Here is a 19,171-nt window from a genome sequence, read left to right on the forward strand (position 1 = left end):
AAAAAAAGAAATAAGGGCAGCAGGATAGGACTGCCCTCAATATACTCTATTTTTTATTTTCTTTTTGCTTTTTCCAAAAATCAGTCCATTTGGATAAAGCAGCTTCATTCGATAACTTACCTAATAGCAGGGATTGAACGTCTTTGTCAACCATTGCTCTGTATTCAGCATATCCCTGATATTGAACAGGGCGGTCAGCAACTAAGAATTCTTCCGGCTTGGCATTCATTTGGATATAGGAGTTATAATAGCCTTCCTTAAAGTATGGATCATCTCCGGCACTTAAATAGATCGGGATTAAAGAATTATTTTTCGAAAAGTATAAATTTTGTTCAGGACTTGATAGGAAAGAAAGGAGCTTCCAGGCTTCCTCTTTATGTTTAGAAAAAGCACCGATTCCCCAGCCGGCTGTTCCTGCAGGTTGTTGAGCTACATTTGATGGCGTTCCTTTAGGAAGAGGCGCCGTATCCCAAGTACCTTTTACCATGTTTTTTTCTGCTGTAGCAATGACCTCCGGGTCCTGGATTAACAAGGCTGTCTCCCCAGACGTGAAGCCTTGAACCATTTCCGGATAGCTCCAGCTAATGGAGTCAGGAGGGGATGCTTTCTTATATAAATTCACTAATGTATCTAGAACCTGCTTGGCTTCCGGTGTTTCAAACATCACATGGCCGTCTTTCGTGAAATAAGAGTCTTTTTGATTAATTTGCTTACCAAGATTGGACCATGTCATAAATTCGATATAGTCAGATACACCCGCACCGCCTCTGAAGCTATAACCATATCGATTTTTGGAAGGGTCAGTAAGTTTTATAGCATCATTTACTAATTCATCCCATGTTTTAGGAGCTTCCAAACCTGCCGCTTTAAACCAATCCTTTCTATAGAAAAGCGTTTTTTCATAAACACCATACGGAATATAGTAAGGCTTATCATCCACAGCTGTTGCTCCATGCTTGATAGTTTCTGTTAAATTATTCCAGTTCGCCCATTTGCTTGTGTATGGGGATAGATCTTCGATAAACTTGTCATTGGCCCAATTTTTTACCGTTTGTTCGCGAACTTCTAATACATCAATATCCTGTTTCGCCATAAGCATTTGTGTTATTTTTTGATCCGCACTTTGTAGTGGAGGAGAAATCAAATCAACTTTAATCGTTGGGTTTGCAGCTTCAAATTTATTTAGCATTTCCCTTAACAGTTTTGTTCTTGCAGGACTTGTGAGACTTTCAACCATCCTTAACGTGACTTTTCCGTCTGTTCCTCCTGTTTTCTCCGATGTTGAGCTGCTGCAGCCTGCGATGATGCCTAAACATACCATTGCCGACACCAAAAACAGAAATCCTTTTTTAAGATGAAGCATAAAATTTTAACCCCCTCTGAAATGTGTTCTTTTTTATATAAAAGGTACCAGCTCCTTTTATACCGTTCGTTATGTCGCCTGCAATGCCGCATGTAAGTCTTCTATTAGTTCATCCACATTTTCTAAGCCTACGGAAATACGAATCAACCCTGGGTCCATCCCGCTATTCAATAATTGCTCTGAGTTATAGCCATAATTCGGTGATATTACTAAACTTTCAAAGCCGCCCCAGGAAACTCCGATTTGAAATTGTTTCAAACGGTTGATGACATTTCGAACAGACCCAAAGGAATTATTTGCTAGTTCGAAGCTCATCAAACCCGAGTATCCTGTTAATTGCTGTTTACCAAGTTCATAATCAGGTGAGCTTTTTAATCCTGGGTAATTGACTTTTTTTACAGAAGGATGATTTTCTAAAAAGGAAGCTATTCTCAATCCGCTTTCTTGATGTGCTTTCATGCGGATTGGAAGCGTTCGAAGTCCACGCATTAATAACCATGCTTCATAGGGTGGCATTACTCCGCCCAATAATTGATACTCATGGTAGAATAGATGGTCCATGGTTTCTTTACTTGTAATTAATGCACCCCCTACAAGGTCACTATGCCCCCCTAAATACTTAGAAACAGAATGAATGATGATATCAATTCCATATGTAATAGGATTCTGGAATATAGGAGTCGCCCATGTGTTATCAATGATTGTTTTAATCCCTCGCTGTTTCGCTATAATTGAAACCGCTTTCAAATCTACGAGTTTAAAGTTCATAGTGGTAGGGCTTTCTAAATAAATAACCTTTGTGTTTGGTTGAATCAGTAACTCAATATTATCTAATTCAGTGTTAAGAGTATTGGTATGGGAGATTCCGAATTTTTCTAAGTAGGTTAAAAACTTAGTCGTCGGCCCGTAAATATTGCTGATGCTTAAAACATGGTCTCCTGCTTTTAAGAAGGTTAAGATAGCTGATGAGATCGCAGCCATTCCGGAGGAGAATAATTTACACTTCTCCCCTTTTTCAAGCGCGGCAATTTTTTTCTCCACAATTTCAACAGTTGGATTCGTTCCGCGTGTGTAAAGATAGCTGTTTTGCTCATCCTTCATCGCTTCCGTAAGCTGGTCAAAGTCCTTAAATACAAAAAGTGAATTCTGATAAATAGGAGGAACAACCGCTCCATGGAACCGTTCATATTCATCCCCCTGATGTGTACAAATATGTTCATCTGAAAACAGATGGCTTGTCATTCTCATTCCTTCTTTCCTATATTTTTCGAACAGTTTTTTCTACGGTGTCTATAATTTTATTAAACTCTTGTGTTGCATAGGCTGGATCACGCTGCTTAATACCCTCCATCATCGTAAAATGAAATGGCAACGTATCTTCAAAAATATGTTCGATTCCAAAAGGCTTACTCCAAAGCTTGTTGAATGTTTCTGAGACAGATTCAGCAACACTTTCTAAAAGCGGGTTATGGGACGCTTTATAAATAGTCTTATGGAAAGCCCAATCTTCTTTAGAGGAATCAATCCCTTCATCGTTTAGAGAGATTACTTCCGCAAGCAGTCTTTCCATTTCTTTAATTTCATGATCGGTCGCTCTTATTGAAGCTAGCTCCACTGCTTTGCCTTCAAGAGCTCTTCTCAGCTCGCTGATATGCAATAAATAATTTTTTTCCTGTTCGACAGCAATTTTAGCTACTATTTTTAATTCATCATTATCTTTAACAAAAATCCCTTTTCCGTTTTGCACCTCAAGGACATCTATACCTTCAAGATATCGTAAGGCCTCACGAATACTTGATCTGCTAACATTTAGAATGGCAGTCAATTCAGCCACTGAAGGGAGTTTATTACCCCTTTTTAATTGATGATCATTAATGTATCTCTTAATTTCTTCCGCAATCATTTCATGTAAAGACACTTTTTTAATGCTTTTCATAGACGGACACCCTCTAATGGTCTTATTTTTCACTGCTTTACGACTGTCTACCTATCCGATAGGTAAATTTTATTCTGAATGTTTTAAAAAGTCAATAAATTTAAATAAATCTGTTTTGATTAAATTTTTAATAGACAAAGAAAAAAGCCATTTGTTTCTATATAAGATACAAATGGCTTTAATTACTAGATGAACCTTAATCAATTTCCGGTATTCTTTTAATTCTGGGATCCGTAAAAATATCTTCATCATCTGTACTTCTTGTTGAAAACTCCGAAACACTTTTCTTCTTGACTTGATCGATCTTTTTTTTAGGCTATTTTCGCAAAGATTGGTGTTTTTCGAATAGATTTAAGGGCATCAAGGTCGGACTCAGGTGCCTCTGGATTCGCCATACTTGTCCAAAGTCATCACTGGTTCGGACTCGAGTGCCTTTGATTTCAACAAACGTGTCCGAAGTCGTCCCAGGTTCGGACTCAGTTGTCCCTTGGATTCGCCATACTTGTCCAAAGTCACCACTAGTTCGGACTCAGTTGCCCTTGGATTCGCCAAAGTTGTCCGAAGTCACCACTAGTTCGGACTCGAGTACCTTTGATTTCAACAAACTTGTCCGAAGTCGTCCCAGGTTCGGACTCGGTTGACCTTGGATTCGCCAAAGTTGTCCGAAGTCACCACTAGTTCGGACTCGAGTGCCTTTGATTTCAACAAACTTGTCCGAAGTCGTCCCGGGTTCGGACTCAGTTGCCCTTGGATTCGCCAAAGTTGTCCGAAGTCACCACTAGTTCGGACTCGAGTGCCTTTGATTTCACCAGACTTGTCCGAAGTCGGCCTAGGTTCGGACTCGATTTTCCTTGATTTCACCACTCCTGTCCGAAGTCGCCACAAAGTGAGCACAAATAAGTACGGAGAGAGCAACAAAGTTTACGAAAAGAGCCTTTTTTATTAAGATAATTCGTAAATTCCGATTCTCCCGAATACCACAAACCAAGATATTTCTTTGCCCTAGTCATACCTATATATAAACTAGAGTTGATATATCCATTAAAATATGTACTTATTTTTTCACAAATTTGTCACAACCTCCTGCCTGAAACCATGTCCTTTTTGCCACCTGATTTATATATAAAAGGTAAAAGGGTGGTGCAAAAAAATGCATTTAAAATCAGGCAAGGTTGAAGGTTTTGAACAATATTCGCAATTTACTAGTTTGAAGGAATTTAATTCCCACTTCGAGAGTTGGATGTTGGATTACAAGCATGAGTTTACAAAAGGAGAATTGGCAGGTTTAAAACGTTTAGTCCGCTTTGCTGCAAAAGTCCCGGGGGTCTGCAATGCCAAAATAGCCACTGTATTAAAAGCAATTAATGAAGAATACAACAATAACGGCATTTCCCGTTCCACTTTTAAACGGATGATAATCAAGGCAAGAGATTTCGGAATATTCACTGTCTATGAGACGGAACGAAAAAACGGATCCCAGTCCAGTAATTTATACGTGTTTAACCGTTTTCCCGCTAATGAACCACCCAAAGAAGAAATAATGGACCACCATAATGAAACCATTGATCTTTTAAAAACTAAAAATCAAAAGATAACTAAACGTAAAGAAGAAACGTCTGAAATGATTCAACCAAATAAATGTAACGAAAAAACGCTCGAATTAGACCACACCTATGTAAGTAATCGCGTTCCACAGCCATTTGTCCAGTTTGTAAAGTGCTTCTTCTCAGAAGCAAAAACGATTGAAGAATATTGGCATATGACCCAAATTGCCGCATACCGCTATAACCTGGAAAAGGAAACAGATCAAATCGTGGATATTTCTATCCAATCGTTTAAACAATTAATTAGAAAACTAAAATTTACGAATGCGATAAAAAAACCGATTGCCTACTTCTTTGGAATCTTAAATAAGAAGTTGGATAAGGTTTTTCATGAGGAGTTATTTGAGTTAGGAGAAAAAGCGAATAGAGGAATGAAAGTGATGGAAGTACATATGGGTGGAGAAATGATTACGTTGGATTGGTAAGGGCAAAACTTTTGAAAAAAAAGTGCTGGATGCCCCTCAATTACTTGTTTTTCATCGACATGACCATTTAATCCAATATTTTGCATTTTTGTTAATTCAATCCTTAATTTTTCTTTTTTGGAATAAGCGGGGAAAGCGATGAGGCATATCCATGACAAAATAGACAAATAAGGCTCCTATTAACCCTGAAATGTAATTTCCTGCGCCAATCATCACCCCGATAGAGGCACTCACCCATATTCCTACAGCTGTGGGTAAACCGTGAATCTCTCCTATTTTATCTTTCAAAATTAGCCCCGCCCCTAAAAAACCAACCCCAGTAACAACGTTAGCAGCCACCCTGTCTGGAGCAGTTAGCGGTTTAGAAAAACCAAATTCACCAACAACCGTAAATATACAAGCACCTATGCAAACCAAAGCAAACATTCGGTACATGGAACCATGATGATCGACAGGCAAGTCCGCACTAGTTTCCCGTTCCCAGCCAATCACACTTCCTGCAATAAATGCGAGAAAAAGACGAAGGATAATAATGGGCAAATAGTGTAATTCAGTATTAATATCATTAACCATAAAAGACACACCTTTCTACTTAAACTCTTAACTTCTTCCAAAATCTTCATACCATCCAGCTTGGCGCTTTACTTTTCTCGTAATCATAATCACGTACGATGATAGACCCTTTAACTACTGTCAAATTTACTGACAATGTTAAATTTCGATATAATCATTATTTTTTCATCAATGTTTAAACTTATGCAAACGCCAGGAACCACCAATCTCTTAAAGGTCCCTGGCACACTAATTTGACCTAATTAATGAACTACCTTCTCCTGAACCTCATCGCTTTTCAACAGTTCTTTAACTTTCTGATCAATTCTTTCGATTTCATCAGAAGCGTTCTTCCACCAGTTTCTGCTCCAAATACGTTCTTTTCCCGATGAACTTAAATTCATCTATTTTTCGTACTTTTAAAGCTTCCCTAACCATCTCAAGTACGTCACCTATAGCAATTGAACCGTCTTCATATTCAGCACGAGGTAGCCAAACCTGAAGGCTTGTCTAACATTTGGGCTTCCTTTTCTTCTTCCTCTAATGTTCTTCTTCGACGTCTTGTCTCTATGTCAGCTTGGAATAATTTGTATTCATTTTGAATTTTTGCACGAGCCCTTGCAAGGGAAGTTAATCGCTCCAGACTATACAATTTTGTCAAATCAACAAAATTAGATTTGAGACCACTATAAACTTGCCAGTATTTTATTTGGAGAGTAATATCTGATTTTCTGGTTTCAGGGTACCTATTTAAAATATTTGCTACCCTAGTAGTCAAATGCTTATCATCCCTATTTGAACGGCTTTCCATAATGCATCTGCTTTCTTCTTTCTCTCTAATTGCTTTTCTAAGCTTACTTCTTTTTCACCGGAGGCTCCCTCTTCCTCCTCTAATACTTCCTGTTCAATTTGTTCAAGAACTCCCAACTCATTTTCCGACATAATAATGCCCCCCACTAGTTTTGACGCCACGGTTTTACAAATCCATTATACTCTGATATGAATTATTTGGAAAAAAATATTCGAAATCTTCTTTTTTGTTCCCAAAACAGTGTTGCTAGCGAGGTCATACTCAAAATTAAAATTCTTTTCGTGTATGGTTGTATATGTAAATTGCGTCTACGCAATGGTATGATAAATAAAAAAACCGAAATGCTGAAAACATTTCGGTCAATAGGTTAATAATGATAGTAAAGTTTTCAGTATCGCCTTTACGGTCAGCTTAGTCCAGAGCCGAAGCATTTCGGAAGTCATTGCAAAAACATTCACAGTGAAGTTAGCGAAACTCTGGATGCTGACCGTCCTTTACAAAAGTGCCATTCCACGGTAAACGTGGAGCATCTTCTCGGTAACTCCATTTTCCTGTAAAGGACTTTCCATCTGGTTTAAATTTAAATTCAAACCTACCTTTCCTATCCGGGAAAAGTAAGTTGTCAGATCTCCATTCCCCTTTAAATGTATCTTCATCTTCGGAATACATACCATCTAACCACCCTGCAGCAGTAGCTCCTTTATAATATCCATCTACCTTACCATCTGGATGATGATTTAGATACATACCTGCTGGGGTTTCGGGTTCAACCCCTGCTTTACTACCGTATTTAGTGTGCCAATATCCTGATATGTTAGGACCCTCCCAAAATGGATGATAAGGTGCTCGATAAACATACGGGTATGAATACGGATACCTAACAATATTTTGAGAAGTGTATGGATAAGGGGGAAGAGGGTGGTAGTATCCAACATATTGGTACATTCAATAATCTCCCTCCTTTAGATACCGGATTTGTTGTAGACTATTCCAAATGCAGAAGATATGTGCAAAGTACTCAACAGCAATTTTAATCTAATTTGGGGTAAATCCGAGATAAGTCCAAAAACGGCATGATAGATAGAAAAAAATGTAAAAAGGGGTCAAAGTGTATTTGGCAATTAAAAAATGCTGTTTATAGCAATATGTTTTTTGAATGCAAAAAAGCCGAAAATAAGCAAGAAATGAATAAAAACTTGCATATTTTCGGCTTATTAGGATTTTTGGATATTGAACTCAAGCACCCGTTCGTTGAAGAACATCGACTATTTTTTAACTTTATTTATTTCAAAAATTATTTCACTTCTCTTGCCATATACAAACTGCACTATTTGTCCTTTATCTAACCCCTTTAATAACTCTCTAGGTATAGAATATGAACCATCTTTCCCAACAATTAATAGTTCAGAGTTAAAATCCCTATATGGATTATTGATTCCCTCGATAACCCCTTTGCCACTCTGATAATCCTTCAAAGTATAGTCTAAAATAATCTCGTCACTAAACCAAAGTGATGCAGAAAATAATACAATTGGCATTATTACCCTACTAAATATCTTTATAAAAATATTAGTGGTTACAATTTTCTTGTAATTAAATGGATTTAGATTTCCTATAAAACAAATAGAAGTATATATAAAAAACAAAGAAAATATTAAGTGAAAAAATATGTTTTTTAATAAAATAGAGTCGTTTACTCCCATAAAATTCTCCTTGCTACTTCAACTCTTGCCCCCGTTAGTTCCCTCACCGTGATCTCGCGGGACCATCCTCCGTGATCTAATTTCATAGAAGTATCTGAGAATGAAAATTTCATATTTGGGAGCAAGCCTGCATCCGTAGTTATGATAAAAAAAACTGGGGCATCTCTTATACAGGAAACGCGCCCATTTCTGGAATAACTGAGTACCTTCTATTAGCTGGTTTAACACAATAGGATAAGCCACTAAAATTGCCAAACTGATCTTAAAGGAATTGTTATTACAAATATTTTAAAGCATGATTCTGTTCTTGTTCACGCATAGCAACTTTTCCATCTAACGAACGATATGTTAATCCGGCAATAATGACACCAGCTCCTAGAAAGATAAATAACCATAAACCTAATTTTAAATCGAAAAACCATCCTCCAATAAGTGGTCCTAAAAATCCACCAATTGTCAATTGGAAACCACCTACAGCCATATAAGTAGCACGTAAATGTTCAGGTGCAATATTGGCGACAAATGTCATCTGAACAGGTGACATGACCATTTCACCCATTGTATAGTAAACAGTTACAAAAATTAAAATTACTATGATAAGGAGTTTTCCTGTTCCATATAAAACAAATAATGGAGGTAACATACCAAAAGAAAGAATTCCAATTCCAAACAATTGCGTCCCATAATACATCGCTTTACCAATTGATTTTTTCGATAAATATCCAGAAATTGGAAATTGAAACAATACAACGAGTAAGCCGTTGATCGACATGAGAAAAGGATACAGACTCCATTTTTCAAAAACAATCGATAGTGTTTGTTTAAAATAAAGTGGGAGCATTCCTTCTATTTGTGAGAATCCCATTGAGATGATAATCCCTGTAGTTATATAGAATATTAATAGTTTGTCTGAAAGAATAATTTTCAGCAATTCCTTCGTCGTGATATTTTGCTGTTTCGGTTCTTTCTTGATTGATGGTTTGTGTAATGGAAGCGTTTCTCTTAAGAAAAAAATTAAGACCAGACTGTAAAGAAACAATGTAATAGAAGTGATATAGAAAAGTGCATCTTTTGAGAAAAAAACAACGGTACTTCCAATGATCGGACCAATAGCAGTACCTAGATTATGTCCAACTCTTAAAAGACCGTAAGCCTCTGTTCGCTGTTCTTGATTAGTCACATCAGCGACCATCGCTGAAGATGCAGGACTGAAGAAAGAATTACTTAAACCCATTAAGATTGAAAGAATCAAATAAGCCTTATAACCATCAAATAATGTAAAACTCATTAAAATAATTGCATTAGACACTGTAGAATAAACCATTATCCGTTTACGGCCATATAAATCTGCTAATCTTCCCCCAATCATACCTCCAAATAAAGACGCGATCGGGGCAATTGACATAATAAATCCGACCTTGAACATGGAATCTACTCGATTTTCTAAATATAAAGCAAAAAAAGGCATCAACATCATCTTTGTACTATTCGTCACAGTCTCCCCTATGACGCGAATCCATACATTCCGATCCATCCCTCTTAATTTACGAAAAGCTAACACTTCATAGAGCCCTCCCAACAAAACAGCTAAACTTCATATATCATATTTTTTGAATATTTTTAACAAAAAATAAATTCGTAATTTAATGGAGGTTATCGCTGCTTTTAAAGTTATTGGGAGTCGTGATAAAAGTCCTCTGTTCCTCTACCTTAACTTCCCAATTCATAACTCTTGAGGTATCACATACTTGATTATGCTCCTTAGTAGGTGCCAAAAAAACAATTTAATCAAACATTGTATAACCCCTGGAGACATAATAAAGACGCTTTTCTCAATTCCGGAAAAGCGCCCGATTGTAGAATAACTATAGGTGTAAATTTGCACATTTTTTCGGCAAACAACCCCTACTTTTTTTCAAATTAGTTAGTGATTTCGCACATTTTTCCAGCAAAAAACTGGTGTAATGTGAAAGAACTTTACCTAAAATTTGTATGTTAACCTGTAAATGGCTTGACATGGAGCCTCTGTAGGCATGGATGTTAGTGAAAGCCGAAACGATAAACGCTTATTTCACAAGGTACCGAGCATACCATACCCACTACTCCATGTAAAGCCGTACAACACATCTTTTACTTATTTAACCATTCTAGAATTCTGTGACTATGCGAAACTGGAATAACATGAAAATTTACACTATAGGAACTGAATTTTAAATTCGATTACAACAAAACGTAACAGAATAAGTGACGATTTTTCTGTAAGAAAATCGACTTTTTTATTTCGATATTGCCAACATACAAAATCCGCATTTTGTAAGTGTTATCCCATAACCATCAAGCTAGTATTTGAAGTGCTCCCAAAAAGAAAATAATATATCCCTACAGTTATTTATAAGAATTTAGCTTATTTTTTTCGTTTTTGAGTACAACTTTCCTCACTAAAATAACACATCATTGGTTAAAACCGTGTATCCCAACATCCACAAAACGGATCTACCGGACTCTTTCCTTTAAATTCGGATTTCCCCGTTAACTTCTTATAAAGATAATCAATAATGTTTTCGTTTGCGTGATAGCAGTTGATCATGACAGGGACTCTAGGAATATCGAATAAATGATACGGATTAGCTAAAGAAATAAAAATAGTAGGCACTTCCTGAATGAACCATGGTAAGTCGCCCGCAAGCAATGGCGACCACTGCAGCCGTAAAGTAGGCTTTACGCTAACCGTAGGAAGGTTCGCCAAATATATAACAAGGTCAAATTGTTCTTTTATTGTGTACGTAGGCGCTGAAAATGACGCTCCAAAATTTTGATTTGGGTCAAAGAGAACCACCTCAAACCCATTTTTTCGCAGCTTATCTGCAAAGCTTTCAGTATAGGATTTTGAGTAGAAGCCCTCTGCTTTTAACTGAGAATTTATGTTTTCTACAGGAATTAACAAAACTCGCCGATGTTGATCAGCCGATATAGGCAGTAATTGTTTTGTATCTTTTACCAGGGTAATGGATTCATCTGCTGCAATGGATGCCCACTTCTTATGTTCTTGACAGCCGAGTACCTTGAGCTCCTCTTCTCTCGGAATTAGCGAAGCGGCTTCTTTTTTATGGAGACCAAGAGATGCTTTTAAGGCCAACACTCTCGTGGCTGCTTCCTCTACTCTTTCCACCGTCAGCAGTCCGTTTTCAAGGCCCTTCATCATAAATTTAAAGTCCTCTTGTATGTCTCGGTTAAAGAGGAACACATCACAGCCTGCTTCGATTGTTAAAGGAACTGCCTCTTCACGATTTTTTGCCATTGCGAAACCAGCCATCATGGTAGAGTCAGAGACAATAACACCATTAAATTGCAGTTGTTCTCTTAGTAAATCTTGTAACAATTCTTTAGATAGAGTAGCCGGCATTATTTCATCTTCCTTAATATCAGGACGAAGCTTTCTAGAATAATGAGGGAGCATAATATGTCCAGGCATAATTGTTTTTGTACCTGCCTCAATTAATTCCTTATAAATAATACCATAGGTACGATCCCACTCCTCTATAGAGAGAGAATTGACAGAAGTCACTAGATGGTGATCTCTTTCATCGACACCGTCTCCTGGAAAATGTTTGATGGATGCCGCTAGTCCATTTTCTTGCAAGGCTTGTACATACGCTTTGCTCATTTTTATAATGCTGGAAACATCTGATCCAAAGGTACGAATATTGGTGATAGGATTTCGAAAGTTTATATCAATATCTACTACAGGTGCAAAAGACCAGTTACAGCCGACAGCACTACCCTCTTTAGCTGCAATCTCCCCTAGCTTGTATGCTATTTCTGTGTTTCCTGTTGCTGCTGCCTGCATAGGATTAGCAACTGCTGTCCCGTCCAATGCAATGCCATTTCCTCCGGCTTCTAGGTTTGCTGCAAGAAGTAGAGGAATAGCGGATTGCTCTTGCAAGAAACGATGAACATCCTGAATCGTCTCCCCCTTATCCGGTCTAAACATAAATCCCCCGGGCTTATAGGTATCTAATGTCTCTTTTAAAAGCTCTTTATCCTTATACGTTCCGTGCAGGCAAAAAAGCTGACCGACCTTTTCTTGAACCGTCATAGATGATAAAGTAGCTTTAACCCAATCAATATCTTCATCTGTTAAATAAAATGGATTTCCTTTTAAATTCATCAATGTTTTTCCTCCTCGAGTCACTTTTTTATATTTTGATCTGATGAAAAAATTGTGTTTTCACTGAACCTTAGCTAAAGTCTCAGCCTTAGCTTTATTGCTTTCCCGTTTCATTTTTATCTCAGTTAAAATCTTCTCATAAGTCACTTCTGTTAACTGATATTTAATGAGCGGCACAACAGAGATAAGCAATATGATTCCTGGAATAATCGTAAATAATAGCTGCATCCACACCATCGTTGTACCTGTTTGAGTTTGATTAGGGATATAACCAATACCAGAAAGCAGATAAGCTCCTATTCCTCCCCCAATCGCCCCTGCGAATTTAGAGCGGAAGGTGTTAGTTGCAAATACCGTTCCCTCTGCCCGTTTTCCAGTTTTCCATTCGCCGTATTCCACACAATCGGCAATCATAGCACTCATCGTAATCGTCGCTATACCAAAGAACAAACCACCTAGAATAGTTAGTGTAAAGAACGGAATCATACTTTTGCCTACAAAGAATAAAGCAATTCCCGACACACCGGAACCAACAAGTCCGATGATAGTCGTTTTCTTTTTCCCTAAGCGCTTCGACATCATCGGTACTAACATGGCTCCTATTAATATTGGCACTATGCTCACCAAAGAAAATAGAGGGAAAAGATTTTCAGCATGTAAATAATATTTGAAATAGTAGATACCGAAAGCACCGCGGAATTTTGTTATGATGTCTTCTATTAACATTGTCAACAACAACAGCAGAAGCGGCTGATTCAATTTGATTACGCGAAAAGCATCTCTGAACGTAAACTTTTCATTTCGTGTTACTGTAACTTGTTCTTTTACGTTGAAAAATGTAGTCCAGAAGAAAACGACACATAATACTGCATAGATCAAGCTCACAAGGAACCAACTGTTTAACGCTTTAACAAGCGGTAAGGTAAAGACGCTTACAACTAATCCACCGATAATTGCCATTACCCGGGGCACCATAACCACTTTTGTCCGTTCCTTTGGATCGTCTGTAATGGCGGAAGTCATGGACCAATACGGAACATCCACTACAGAGTAGCTCATTCCCCACATGATATACGTTACATATGCGTAAATAATCTTGGATGCGGGACTGATATGAGGCTGTAAAAAGCAAAGAACCGTAAAACCGGCCATAATAACCGGGGCAACCAGAAGATACGGTCTAAACTTTCCCCATCTGGATTTTGTATTATCCACAATGACACCCATAATAGGATCCATTAAAGCATCCCAAACTCGAGCTACAAGAAATAATGTTCCTACAGCAGCTGCCGAAATCCCAAAGTAATCGGTATAAAATAGCATTAAATAACCAAGAGTTAACCCCCAAATCAAATTCGACCCAAGACTCCCCAGCCCGTATGATAGAACTGTTTTTGACGAAACCTTCATTTTTGCCACCTCATCGTTGTAATGTTAGCTAAATCCACTTGGTCTACTACTGTTTTAGATTTAATATAGTTTTTTGTAACGTTTCTTAATTTAAATGAGGACATGATTTCACTCCTGTTCCAAGTAAAGTTCCTGTAAGCGTAAACGTATATCTGCTGTTACACCAAGTCCTTCTTCTAGATAGTTTTCAATAGAGCCATAGCTATTCTCGGCTTCATCCAATGCCGTTTGAAGATAGGATGATTTTACTGACATAGATTCTTTGATATATTCAAATTCATCTTTATTTGGAAACATCGTTTTAATTATTTCCAGTATTTTTTTGTTCTCTTCAATTCGATTGTTATTACTTTGTAAATAATCCTCAAAAATTTGCTCCATTGGTACTCCAAGTATTATTAATAGGATAGCTGCAGCAAAGCCAGTTCGATCTTTACCTGCAGTACAATGCCACAGAAATGGGCGCCCATCAGCCTCAATTGCCAAATCAATAAATTGTCTAAAAGCCTTCTTAGAAGTAGTATCTCTTATAAAATTACGGTTGACGTTTTCTAAGAAACCTCCTGATTGACTAGATTCTAATAATTTCTTAAGGGCAATCATCATTTCATCTTGATTCATCGACCCCCCAATAGCTTGTATGTTGACGTACTTAGTATTTTTAATAATGGGGTTCGGTTTTGCATCAATTTCTTTTTCAGAACGAAAATCTATAATGTAACTTAACCCAAGAGAATGGACAAAATGAAGGTCCTCTTCATTAAATTGAGCTAGTTCTCCTGAACGAAAAAGTCGGTTCTCAATGATTTTTCGTCCATCCCTTGTTCGATAACTCGCTATCGGTCGAAAATTTGTTCTACTTTCTAATGTTTGGTTATCCTTTATATTCATACCTAATTCTCCTCCGTGCCCTGATTAGTCTTAGTAATGCCATCAGTTGATTAATTTTTGTTAAGATTCCTTTTTGGTTGGTTGACCCCCTATTCTATTTACACGGTATAATTAAGTGTTTACCGTCGGTAAATACATTTTTAATTATAGTAATCCTTTTTTAATTAAGTGTAATTATATTGTTAAAGAATTGTAAATCTTACAAAAAAAAAAGGATGCCGTCTCAATTAAAGACAACATCCTTTTTTCATTCTATTTATTTCATTGGTTTTAAGTATGTCAATATTATATTAACCATCTGTTCAAGTATCAAGTCTGGATCAATACCTTGATCATATTTTAAAATTTTCCCTCTTAAAGCCATACGTTGAATAGTCGCACTCGTTATATTGCTAATTGTAAATTGCAGAGTCGTTATATCAATATCATTACGAATTGATCCATCCTGAATTCCTTCTAAGAGTATGTTTTTAAAGAGTGACCGACCTTTTTTCAAAAGATCTAAAAATGCATTTTCCAATTCCGGAGTGGGGTAATGGTCACGATAATGCATATCAAAAAGACCTATGAAACTGACTGAAGCTTTATCAGTTTTTAAAGTCTCAATTTGAATTCGGAGAACATACTCCATTTTTTCCCATCCGTTCTTTCCTTTTGTCATCCAATTTTTATCCTTTTCAATAAACTCCCTAAGTATTTTCATTTGTACTGCAAAAATGACTTCATCGATTGATTTATAATATTTATAAAAGGTAACTTTGCTAATCCCACACTGCTTTACGATATCGTTTAACTTTACAACTCCTAATCCTCTTTCAAGAAATAACTGCTGAGCTGCAGTAAGGATTTCTTCTTTACGATTATTTCTGTGTTTCTTTAATTGCTCTTTCCACTGCTGATTCATTTAGCTACTGCCCCCTAACTCTAAACTCCTAGACATTTTATCATGTATAATTAATAACTTCACATACATTTTAGAAACAATTATTTATGTCAATTTCGTTTTTTTGCAGACATCAAAAATGAAAACAGTATCCATGTACATAAAAAGAGGGAAAGTAATCCCGCAATTTTTGACGAGTATCTATGTTCGCTATCGTTAAATACTTCGTAAATACCATAGTAGAAGCCTAAAAACATAAATATAAAATCACCCAAAGAATTTTAATCATTATCACTCCTTACAAACATATTTCTTCGTCAGAAATCTTATATATAAAAGGGTGGAATTTACTTTTCTTTGCCAATTTCGACAATTAATATAAATCTTAATTAGGAATTTCTATAGAAAAAACAAAAAGATGCACGCAAAGATACACCTTTAAAAGTTAGGTTCCATATACTCTCTAATCCAATTGGCAATTAAAAAATGATACTTCCGGCTGGTGGAGTCTACGATTATCATATCGCACCAAATTTTAACAAAAATACACAGTTTAGTTTGGAAGTATTACTCCGTTAAATGGCCCAATTGCTGAACAAAGATCAAACGGGACTCTTCCACTTAACTGCTCAGTTAAATGAAAAATTTTACATTCTGTTTAATAGCTTTAAACTTCCTTTAATACTTGATATAGCTTAGCCTTTGAAACACCAGTCATTTCCGTAAATTCTTTAACTGAGTTTTCCTTTGTCTTGTATAATCGGATAGCCTTATCTAGTATCTTTGAATCTGTTTTTGGTCTGCCGCATTTTCTGCCCCTTGCCCTTGCAGCTTCAAGCCCCGCCCTTGTCCGTTCTGCTATTAGATCACGTTCCATTTCGCTCAATACCGCCAACATACGGAACATGGCTTTACCAATAGCTGTTGTTGTGTCCATGTTGTCATTAACACTGATAAAATCAATTCCTCTTTGTTCTATATTTAAGCCCCCTGTGGAAAACAACCGTTTTATTTTTCACATCAGAACCCACGGTATAAGATACTCCATCTGCTTGGCGAACTAATTTATCTGATGCTGCAGCATCTTCATTTGCCCAAATCGGAATACTACTTGCTAATGCTTTAGCACTGACAGCCATCCCCACCCACGACTGGCAGCACTACCACGTTGCTTATCGTATTGCCTAGTCTTATCTCGATTGACTGTCCCCTTCTGCAGTTCTTGTTGTTTATGTTCATCACAATATCTTCCTTTAGTTAGATTGGAACAACCAATTTTATTGCATGGCTTTAATGGTTTACTTGGCATTTATTTCACTCCAAATAAAAAAACACCCATTTTGGGTGTCTTCAAAAATCATTCATTATTAGGACTTAATTGTTCTTTATTTACATATATCTTTACAAATTATTTAAAATGGAGGGATTGTGAATGGCGATTGTAACATTACTTGAACATTTAAGGAATACTAAAAAAAGGTTTGACCTTTTATCTGGAACAGTTACCTTAAACAATATTCAAATAGAAGATTATGACATAAGTTACTCTAGTTTATGGTTCATTACGCCAGAAAATCATGAGATTCAAGTAAACATAGAAAAATTTGATAAGATTGACTTTGATGCAATAATATCTACAGCAAAAACTAGTATTGAAATGCACCGTTGTTTTTCAGATCTATCAGATTCCAAGAAATATAACGCTTATATAAGGGATATCAACGGCAGTAATATTTTGTCATTTTATAAAATTCCTGCTTATTATTAATTTAAAATCGCTCCTAAAAAAGTAAGTAGTTCAGTTTTGAAGTAGAAAAATTAAATTAGCAATATATTTTGTAGTCCAATTTGCAGATGAATTGGACTATTTATTTTTGTTGTCATATCAACATTTTCACTCAAAAAATAGTAAAAACAACATTGAAATTAGCATATGAATTGGTTGAAGGACAATAGCTGTTGGTCTTTTGTTAATTTGAATGCTAAATTTTATGCTGAAAAGGCTAGGGATAACAGGTAAAATCTTTGAGTTGAATGATATTATCTACGATAGTCCATATGCCTTTTAATAAACTGATGATATAATTTAGGAATTAGTTCTACCTCAAAACTGAACTACTTACCTAAAAAAGGGGTCTTTTTTATTTCCTCCTCACAGCTCCATTCTTTCTTTCATAAGTATCACGTCTGGTACCCATGATATCTTTCCCAATCTTTAAAGCTAAGATTCTCTTTTTTCTTTTTACGCTTCTTCTTCGGTGACTTAATTTTATTTAGCTGCTGTTTCAGTTCTTTAGATAAATGATCAGCAATTCTCATTTCAACATCTTCCAATTTGCAAAATAAAAAGCACCCCGATAGATGCTCTAAAAGAAACTCATACATAAATATTCTTATATTAATCATACTAATTACCAAATGAATTTTAGGTGAGTTGGTTATTTTGAAAAAGAAAACAATTATAATTTTAAGTATCGTTTTTTTTATAATATTTACAGGTCTTTTCATCTTTTACTTAATAAAGGGTGATTCAACTCGTTGGCTCGTAGCACTTGGAGGAATGATGGTTAGTCCAATTCCAGCGACATTATTATTTTTCAAGAAGAATCCTTTTAACTTACCTATAATTATCGGATATTATTTTACCCTTGTCTATTCTGCAATTTTGGGGTCAATTGCAAATTTTTATTATCGCTTCACCTGGTGGGACACATCACTCCATGCGTACAAGGGGATGTATATGGCTTTTGTAAGTATTGCAATTTATAAGCATTTGATTCCCAATAATATACAAAAAGATATTTCACGACCGTTTATTTTTCTTTTTGTACTGTCATTTCCAGTGATGGTAAGTGTATTATGGGAAATCTATGAGTTTATAGGTGATCAGACTTTTACCCATATTATGCAAGAAGGCGGTAATAAAGATACCATGATTGACTTAATCTCAAGTACAGCTAGTGCTCTTCTTGTTTCCATTTATTCTGTTTGTATTAAAAGAAGGTTTTAAAATATCAATATTTATTTCCCCATGCTCCTCCACGTTTCCTATGTAAAATAGGCGTGGGTGGCTTCATCAAATTCTTTAAATCCTTTTTGCTTAACTCCCCTTGCTTCTTCTTAGGTGTGTTTAATTTAGTTCAGCTGCTGTTTGTGTTCTTTGGATAAATCATCAGCAATTTTCATAACATCACCTTCTTAGGTAAAATAAAAAGCACCCATAACTATGTATGATAAACATTTAAACTAAGATATAAAAATAGAGTAAGGATTATCTTATATAACTCCCTCAGTTTGATACGATTATCTCCCTCAGTTTGATACGATTATCTCCCTCAGTTTGATACGATTATCTCTCGAATGCTCACTTATTCGCAGGATTTCATAACCCTTGTATTTGGATTTACGTGTAATTGATATGAGTT

General features: G+C 36.2%; 21 protein-coding genes and 1 pseudogene. 3 read left to right on the forward strand and 19 right to left on the reverse strand.

Annotated elements, in window-relative coordinates; translation table 11 throughout:
* Nucleotides 1–46: 46 nt before the first annotated feature.
* The 3 genes from J2S10_RS17235 to J2S10_RS17245 form a co-directional block, all read right to left on the reverse strand.
* Complete coding sequence (locus J2S10_RS17235) at nt 47–1,363, reverse strand: ABC transporter substrate-binding protein (RefSeq protein WP_307409985.1); 1,317 nt, start codon at nt 1,361–1,363, stop codon at nt 47–49.
* 69 nt (nt 1,364–1,432) lie between these two features.
* Nucleotides 1,433–2,605 carry a trans-sulfuration enzyme family protein gene (locus J2S10_RS17240; RefSeq protein WP_307409987.1) on the reverse strand — a complete coding sequence of 391 codons (1,173 nt, stop codon included), beginning with the start codon at nt 2,603–2,605 and terminating at the stop codon, nt 1,433–1,435.
* Nucleotides 2,606–2,621: 16 nt separating this feature from the next.
* Nucleotides 2,622–3,299 carry a FadR/GntR family transcriptional regulator gene (locus J2S10_RS17245; protein WP_307409989.1) on the reverse strand — a complete coding sequence of 226 codons (678 nt, stop codon included), beginning with the start codon at nt 3,297–3,299 and terminating at the stop codon, nt 2,622–2,624.
* A 1,150-nt stretch (nt 3,300–4,449) separates the two neighbouring features.
* Between J2S10_RS17245 and J2S10_RS17250 the strand changes: the two genes are divergently transcribed.
* Nucleotides 4,450–5,328, forward strand: a complete 879-nt coding sequence (locus tag J2S10_RS17250; protein WP_307409991.1) for a hypothetical protein — start codon at nt 4,450–4,452, stop codon at nt 5,326–5,328.
* 96 nt (nt 5,329–5,424) lie between these two features.
* Here J2S10_RS17250 and J2S10_RS17255 read toward each other — a convergent pair whose 3' ends face one another.
* The 15 genes and pseudogenes from J2S10_RS17255 to J2S10_RS17325 form a co-directional block, all read right to left on the reverse strand.
* Nucleotides 5,425–5,901: an MgtC/SapB family protein gene (locus J2S10_RS17255; RefSeq protein WP_307409993.1), complete on the reverse strand. Its 477-nt coding sequence runs from the start codon at nt 5,899–5,901 to the stop codon at nt 5,425–5,427.
* A 242-nt stretch (nt 5,902–6,143) separates the two neighbouring features.
* Nucleotides 6,144–6,284, reverse strand: coding sequence for a hypothetical protein (locus J2S10_RS17260; RefSeq protein ID WP_307409995.1), 141 nt, complete (start codon nt 6,282–6,284; stop codon nt 6,144–6,146).
* Nucleotides 6,285–6,358: 74 nt separating this feature from the next.
* Nucleotides 6,359–6,658, reverse strand: coding sequence for a hypothetical protein (locus J2S10_RS17265; protein ID WP_307409997.1), 300 nt, complete (start codon nt 6,656–6,658; stop codon nt 6,359–6,361).
* Nucleotides 6,655–6,822, reverse strand: coding sequence for a hypothetical protein (locus J2S10_RS17270; protein WP_307409999.1), 168 nt, complete (start codon nt 6,820–6,822; stop codon nt 6,655–6,657). Before J2S10_RS17270 ends, J2S10_RS17265 begins: the two co-directional genes overlap by 4 nt.
* Nucleotides 6,823–7,156: 334 nt before the next feature.
* Nucleotides 7,157–7,636 (reverse strand): hypothetical protein, encoded by a 480-nt coding sequence (locus J2S10_RS17275; protein WP_307410001.1) that lies wholly within the window; start codon nt 7,634–7,636, stop codon nt 7,157–7,159.
* Between the two features lie 320 nt (nt 7,637–7,956).
* Nucleotides 7,957–8,394, reverse strand: coding sequence for a hypothetical protein (locus J2S10_RS17280; RefSeq protein WP_307410003.1), 438 nt, complete (start codon nt 8,392–8,394; stop codon nt 7,957–7,959).
* Between the two features lie 35 nt (nt 8,395–8,429).
* A pseudogene (locus J2S10_RS17285) lies at nt 8,430–8,531 on the reverse strand (cupin domain-containing protein); the annotation flags it as partial.
* 140 nt (nt 8,532–8,671) lie between these two features.
* Nucleotides 8,672–9,928: an MDR family MFS transporter gene (locus tag J2S10_RS17290; RefSeq protein WP_307410064.1), complete on the reverse strand. Its 1,257-nt coding sequence runs from the start codon at nt 9,926–9,928 to the stop codon at nt 8,672–8,674.
* A gap of 924 nt (nt 9,929–10,852) precedes the next feature.
* Entirely contained in the window at nt 10,853–12,562 is a 1,710-nt protein-coding gene (locus J2S10_RS17295; protein WP_307410066.1) for a glycoside hydrolase family 3 protein, read from the reverse strand.
* 60 nt (nt 12,563–12,622) lie between these two features.
* Entirely contained in the window at nt 12,623–13,972 is a 1,350-nt protein-coding gene (locus J2S10_RS17300) for a glycoside-pentoside-hexuronide (GPH):cation symporter (RefSeq protein ID WP_307410005.1), read from the reverse strand.
* Between the two features lie 108 nt (nt 13,973–14,080).
* Nucleotides 14,081–14,863, reverse strand: coding sequence for a tyrosine-protein phosphatase (locus J2S10_RS17305; protein WP_307410008.1), 783 nt, complete (start codon nt 14,861–14,863; stop codon nt 14,081–14,083).
* A 256-nt stretch (nt 14,864–15,119) separates the two neighbouring features.
* The gene (locus J2S10_RS17310) at nt 15,120–15,767 is read right to left on the reverse strand and encodes a TetR/AcrR family transcriptional regulator (protein ID WP_307410010.1); all 648 of its coding nucleotides are present in this window, start codon (nt 15,765–15,767) and stop codon (nt 15,120–15,122) included.
* Nucleotides 15,768–16,413: 646 nt separating this feature from the next.
* The gene (locus J2S10_RS17315) at nt 16,414–16,683 is read right to left on the reverse strand and encodes a recombinase family protein (protein WP_307410012.1); all 270 of its coding nucleotides are present in this window, start codon (nt 16,681–16,683) and stop codon (nt 16,414–16,416) included.
* Between the two features lie 22 nt (nt 16,684–16,705).
* Nucleotides 16,706–16,885, reverse strand: coding sequence for a hypothetical protein (locus J2S10_RS17320; RefSeq protein ID WP_307410014.1), 180 nt, complete (start codon nt 16,883–16,885; stop codon nt 16,706–16,708).
* Nucleotides 16,861–17,055, reverse strand: a complete 195-nt coding sequence (locus J2S10_RS17325; RefSeq protein WP_307410016.1) for a hypothetical protein — start codon at nt 17,053–17,055, stop codon at nt 16,861–16,863. Before J2S10_RS17325 ends, J2S10_RS17320 begins: the two co-directional genes overlap by 25 nt.
* Nucleotides 17,056–17,178: 123 nt before the next feature.
* Between J2S10_RS17325 and J2S10_RS17330 the strand changes: the two genes are divergently transcribed.
* The gene (locus J2S10_RS17330; protein WP_307410018.1) at nt 17,179–17,514 is read left to right on the forward strand and encodes a hypothetical protein; all 336 of its coding nucleotides are present in this window, start codon (nt 17,179–17,181) and stop codon (nt 17,512–17,514) included.
* Nucleotides 17,515–17,927: 413 nt separating this feature from the next.
* Here J2S10_RS17330 and J2S10_RS17335 read toward each other — a convergent pair whose 3' ends face one another.
* On the reverse strand, nt 17,928–18,065 hold the full coding sequence (locus J2S10_RS17335) for a hypothetical protein (RefSeq protein ID WP_307410020.1): 138 nt from the start codon (nt 18,063–18,065) through the stop codon (nt 17,928–17,930).
* A 124-nt stretch (nt 18,066–18,189) separates the two neighbouring features.
* Between J2S10_RS17335 and J2S10_RS17340 the strand changes: the two genes are divergently transcribed.
* Nucleotides 18,190–18,756, forward strand: a complete 567-nt coding sequence (locus J2S10_RS17340; protein ID WP_307410023.1) for a membrane-spanning protein — start codon at nt 18,190–18,192, stop codon at nt 18,754–18,756.
* Nucleotides 18,757–19,171 lie beyond the last annotated feature (415 nt).

The organism is Neobacillus ginsengisoli, from assembly GCF_030813055.1.